The following is a 5,049-nucleotide window of genomic DNA, read 5'->3' on the forward strand; positions in this document are numbered from 1 at the left end:
ACGATTCATCGCCCGCGAGGTCTACCACGCCCTCACCGAACATCCTCCGCAGCACCAACCAGCCGAAACTGCTTGACATCTATAGGAGCATCACAAAACGCCTTACGCTGATTACGGTGCGTTCGTCCGGCCTCGGATAGCAACCCAACGGCCAGTTGATCTTCCGCCGGACCCACTCGGCGAGTTCTACCGGGACCCCAATTGCGAGGCAGTTTCCCACCCACAGCTGGTTTTCTGCGCAAACCACGAATGGCCGCAGTAACCCGGAGCGCGCAGCACTTCGAACTCAGAGCAGGCCCAGCCCGCTTGCTTTCATAGCGGCCTGGACGCGGTTGCGGGCGCCCAGTTTCTGCAGCGCCTGCCGGAGGTAGTCCTTGACGGTGTGGCGGGACAGGCCGAGGGCACGGGCGATCTCGGGGTTGGTCTCGCCGGCGGCGGCTCGGCGCAGCACCTCCAGTTCGCGTCGGGTGAGCACGGGCGGGACCGCATCGTGCAGCGCGCGCAGCGCGGCGGTCGGCTCGGCCGCCTGCTCAGCGATTCGGCCGAGCCGACCGCGCAGCACCGAATCGGTGGCGGGATCGACGCTGAGGCGGCGAGCACTGGAACCGATCGAGGCGAGGTTCGCCCCGATGGTGTCGTGCAGGTTCATGATGCGTTGCTCGGTTCGCACCGAAACCTCGATGGCGACCGCCGCGGCCTGCGCTGCCGCGGTCACCTCGGCCACCGCGGTGTCTCCGAACGTGCCCTCGCTGCGAGACCCGGCGGCGAGGACCCCGAAGGTCTTGCCGGAGAGGACGATCGGCACGGCCAACAGCCGTCGTACCCCTTCCCCGGCCATCTGCTCGTCGAAGTCGTGCGTGATCGAGGCGGAGTTGAAGTAGTCGTCCACCCAGTCGGCGCGTGCGCAGCCGTACACCTTGCCGGTCAGACCGCGTCCGGTCGGCACCGGCAGTTCACGCATCAGATCGGTGCGGACCCCGCTGGCCTGCCGGACGACCAGCAGGCCCGGACTGCTCGGCTCGGCGGTCCAGGCGATGGAGAAGTAGGGCAGCGACCCGATCAGCTCGGCACAGCGGCGAAGTGCCGCCGCCCGGTCGAGCTTCCGGACGACGTCGAGGTAGTCGGCGAGCCCTTGCATGACATGAACTTACGCGACAGGCCAGAGGGCGAGAAGTTCTCGTCGCATGATCTTCCCCGAGGAGGTCTTCGGCAGGTCGTCGACGAAAAGCACGGCCCGGGGCAGCTTGTACGGAGCGAGGTGATCGCGGCAGTAGTCGATGATCTCCTGTTCGGTCACATTGCGCCCAGGGCGCAGCACCACACAGGCGCGGGCCAGTTCGCCCTTGACCGGGTCCGGAATCCCGCCGACAGCGACCATGGCGACCGCCGGATGTGCGGCCACCACCCGTTCGATCTCCGCCGGATAGACGTTGTAGCCGCCGGTGATGATGAGGTCCTTGCGCCGGTCCACCACGAAGAAGTGCCCGTCGTCGGTGGCATAGGCGACGTCCCCGGTGTGCAGCCAGCCGTCCGGCTCGATGGCCTCTTTGGTCGCCGTCTCGTTTCCGAAGTATCCGAGCATGACGATCGGTCCCCTGATCATCAGCTCCCCCACCTCGCCCGGCGCGAGCGGTCGGCGGAGATCCTCGGGATCGGCGACCCGCACGTCGGTCCCGGGAAAGGCCACGCCGATCGAGCCGTGGATGTTGGGCGCGAACACCGAGTGTGTGGTCCCGAAGCCCGCCAGCTCGGTCATCCCCCACAGCTCCAGCAGCGGTGCCCCGCTGCGCCGCTCCCATTCCTCGATCTTGGCGATCGGCATGGTCTGGCCGCCGACGGTGGACCGTGTCAGCGAGGACAGGTCGGTCTGATGAATGCGCTCGTGCGCGAGCATCATCGAGAACATGGCCGGTACCCCCTCGAAAATCGTCGCCCGGTGCCGCTCGATCAGCTCCAGCGCTCGGCCGGCCTCGAACCGATCCATCAGCACTACCGTCCCACCGGCCAGCCAGGTCGAGTGGATGGCCCCATTGCCATACACGTGCGGCGCCGGCAACCCGGTCACCAGTACGTCCGCACTGGTCCGGCCGTGCATCGTCGCGGTATACGCATGGTTGAGATAGATCGCCCGATGCGACTGCATCGCGCCCTTGGGATGCCCGGTGGTGCCGGAGGTGTACGCGATCAGACACAGCTCACTGTCCGTGCCGGTCTCGAACTGCGGCAGGAGCCCCTGGTAAGCCAGCAGATCGTTGAACGACAGAACGCCGGTCGGGGCGGTACCGAAGGCGATCGGAGTAGCCGTCCCGGCCACGGCCGCCACCTTGTCGCCCGGAACGAACACGAACCGGGCACCGCAGTTACCCAGCACATAGCGGACTTCTTCCGGCGTCAACATGCCGTTGATCGGGTTCACCACGCACCCCGCCCGCAATGCGCCGTGATAGGCCACCAGCCACTCCCAGCGATTCGGCGAGAAGATCGACACCACCTCGCCCGGCTCGGCCCCCTGCGAGGCCAGCGCCGCCGCGACCCGGCCGGACAACTCCGCCAGCTCGGTGAACGTGAACGATCTTCCGCCACTGATCAATGCGACCTTGTCGCCGAACCGGCGTGCCGCCATCGGCACGATCTCCGCGGGCATGCTCATGACCATCCTCCTCGAGCTTCCTCAGATAGTCACCGAGTCAAACTCGCGGTGCCGCACACCGACACCCCCATCCGGGGGGTCGAAAGGGAAGGACGCCCACCAATGTTGATGCCGGTCAACCTGTTCGCGAGGCACACGAAGGCGGCGGGCTTGAACAGGATTTCGATGCGCGGATTGCCTTCGGAGCCGCCCCAGCTGTGCAGCAGAAGTCCGGTACTCCAGCAACGGGCCAGGCTTCGAAGGGGCCTGAACGTGCAACCAGGCCGAGCCAGCGTCGGAAAACTGATGACCTCCATGGGACTTTGCACGATGAGGCCCATTGGACGGAAGTCGGCATAGCGCGTTTGGCCGGTCTCGGATCGCCACGGCCAGTTGATCTTCCGCCACGCCGCGCTGGCCGGTTCGGTCAGCGCGGTATGCGGCAGGAGAGTGCGCTGCCATGCGGGCATGAACGGTCAACCCAACTGTTCTAAACGTGCACTACAGCTGAGGAATTGGCGTGAAATTGCTGCTCTACGCCGGATTGTGAGGGATTGCACCGGTCGCACGGAACTCGGCATGAGCGCGCACTGCTAGCGGTCGTACGGCGCTCTGCCCGTGGATCTTCCGATGCCCCGCGCTGGCCGATTCGGTCAGCGCGGTATGCGGCAAAATAGTGTGTTGCTCTGGATCGGTTCTGGTCGTTAGCAATGTGTACGCGCTGGGTGGTGGTCCGGGCGCGGTGGTTTCGTAGTCCGGATGCTTCTGCTGGACAATGGCGCTGGAGGCACTCCGGAGGCTGGTTCACGAGACTGGCGAGCTGCCCCAGCGGCCGACTGCCGACACCAATCTCATGAGATGGCACAGTGCGCCACGAGGCGCTTCGGAATCGAGTAGGAGGTGAAAGACCCCTACCTGCTGATCGTCGCAGCGATCGGCTGAAGCTGGGAGCAGCCTGCCTCGGGGGACGCCGGGAAGGGTGGGAAGCAGCTCCGACAAAGTCAGGACGGTCCGGCACTGCCAGACGGATCGGGCCTGGTGAGCGAGATGGGAAGGTGTACGCAAGGAACCAGTGCGATCTTAAAGCCCCTCAAACTCATGGCCAGCTCAAATCTGGTGGATATGGGCTGGGATGCGGTGCGCACCCGCCGATTTCGGTCGGACGGGGAACTCCTGGGCCGGTGTGTGATGTCGGTAGGGAGGCCACGACGAAGAACTGCGGCGTAGTCCGTGGCGATACCGCAGGGGCAGAGCTGGGCACTTCACCCGTCGATCGATCCGAAGTGAACGTGGGAACCGTCCGCGGTCGCCCCACTTCCGGTCAGCCAGAACGGAAGTGGGGCAGGTCCGTCGCCGACTGACGGCCGTGGTGCGGGGCGGAGGTCTCGTAGTAGTCCGAGCGGAGGAAAGCTCCGTACATGGCGAAGGGGACCAGCAAGTCAGCAATGGAGGGATTGGAATGTCAGGAGGTCGCCGGTGAATACCGTCGATCCGGGGCTTGCCCTGCTGAGGGCGGAGCGCCGGGGTACTGAAGATCCAGACGAAGTTGCATCGTTGGGCGATGAGTGATCCTCATCGGAGGTTTGACGACCTGTTCAACCTCGTCGCCGACCCCGCCTTCTTGTTGGTGGCGTGGGATCGGGTGCGGGGCAACAGGGGTGCGCGCACGGCCGGGGTAGACGGTGCGACCGCCGCGTCCATTGCGGATGGTGGTGGTGGAGTCGATGCGTTCCTCGGCGAGTTGCGGTCGCAGATCAAGGACCGCAGTTTCGTTCCGCTGCCGGTGCGAGAGCGGTTGATCCCCAAGGCGAATGGCAAGATGCGTCGCCTGGGGATCGCGACAGTGCGGGACCGGGTGGTCCAGGCATCCCTGAAATTGGTGTTGGAGCCGATTTTCGAGGCGGACTTCCTCCCATGCTCGTATGGGTTCCGCCCAAATCGCCGGGCTCACGACGCCGTGGCCGAGGTGCGGTTTCTCACCTCCCGCTCCTACGAGTGGGTGGTAGAAGGCGACATCAAGGCATGCTTCGACGAAATCTCGCATCCAGCGCTCATGGACCGGGTGCGTAAACGCGTCGGGGACAAGCGGATTCTGAGTTTGGCGAAGGCGTTCCTGAAGGCTGGCATCCTCGAAAAGGATGGCAGACTGCGGGATTCCGACGCCGGCACCCCACAAGGGTCGATCTTGTCACCACTGCTGTCGAACGTGGCACTGTCGGTGCTCGACGAGTACATCGCGCAAGCACCGGGAGGCCCGAGCGCTAGTCAGTATCAGCGGGTCAAGCGGCGGCACAACGGATTACCCAACTACCGGCTGATCCGGTACGGAATCTGTCAAACCGGATGAGACGGGTCAGGCTGCCTGTTCTGTGTCGGCATTCTCCTTCGGAGGCGGGTTGATCCAGGCCGCTTCTGGGAGC

General features: G+C 65.1%; 4 protein-coding genes. 1 reads left to right on the forward strand and 3 read right to left on the reverse strand.

The genetic code is table 11. The features are described 5' to 3' along the window. Positions 1 to 286: 286 nt before the first annotated feature. Genes ABZ909_RS43395 through ABZ909_RS43405 form a run of 3 tightly spaced genes read right to left on the reverse strand, consistent with a single transcriptional unit; the run spans position 287 to position 3,099 of the window. Positions 287 to 1,138 (reverse strand): LuxR C-terminal-related transcriptional regulator, encoded by an 852-nt coding sequence (locus ABZ909_RS43395; protein WP_357012309.1) that lies wholly within the window; start codon positions 1,136 to 1,138, stop codon positions 287 to 289. A gap of 9 nt (positions 1,139 to 1,147) precedes the next feature. After that, on the reverse strand, positions 1,148 to 2,650 hold the full coding sequence (locus ABZ909_RS43400) for an AMP-binding protein (RefSeq protein WP_357012312.1): 1,503 nt from the start codon (positions 2,648 to 2,650) through the stop codon (positions 1,148 to 1,150). A 29-nt stretch (positions 2,651 to 2,679) separates the two neighbouring features. Further along, positions 2,680 to 3,099: a hypothetical protein gene (locus ABZ909_RS43405; RefSeq protein ID WP_357012315.1), complete on the reverse strand. Its 420-nt coding sequence runs from the start codon at positions 3,097 to 3,099 to the stop codon at positions 2,680 to 2,682. Between the two features lie 1,076 nt (positions 3,100 to 4,175). Here ABZ909_RS43405 and ABZ909_RS43410 point away from each other — a divergent pair. Continuing rightward, positions 4,176 to 4,976: a reverse transcriptase domain-containing protein gene (locus ABZ909_RS43410; RefSeq protein ID WP_357012318.1), complete on the forward strand. Its 801-nt coding sequence runs from the start codon at positions 4,176 to 4,178 to the stop codon at positions 4,974 to 4,976. Positions 4,977 to 5,049 lie beyond the last annotated feature (73 nt).

The organism is Nocardia sp. NPDC046763 (assembly GCF_040645495.1).
Classification (GTDB): Bacteria; Actinomycetota; Actinomycetes; order Mycobacteriales; family Mycobacteriaceae; genus Nocardia.

What these genes read in the sequence shown, in the direction of transcription:
- ABZ909_RS43395 (WP_357012309.1), bottom strand. Translation starts at nt 1,138, where the DNA reads ATGCAAGGGCTCGCCGACTACCTCGACGTCGTCCGGAAGCTCGACCGG.
- ABZ909_RS43400 (WP_357012312.1), bottom strand. Translation starts at nt 2,650, where the DNA reads ATGAGCATGCCCGCGGAGATCGTGCCGATGGCGGCACGCCGGTTCGGC.
- ABZ909_RS43405 (WP_357012315.1), bottom strand. Translation starts at nt 3,099, where the DNA reads ATGCCCGCATGGCAGCGCACTCTCCTGCCGCATACCGCGCTGACCGAA.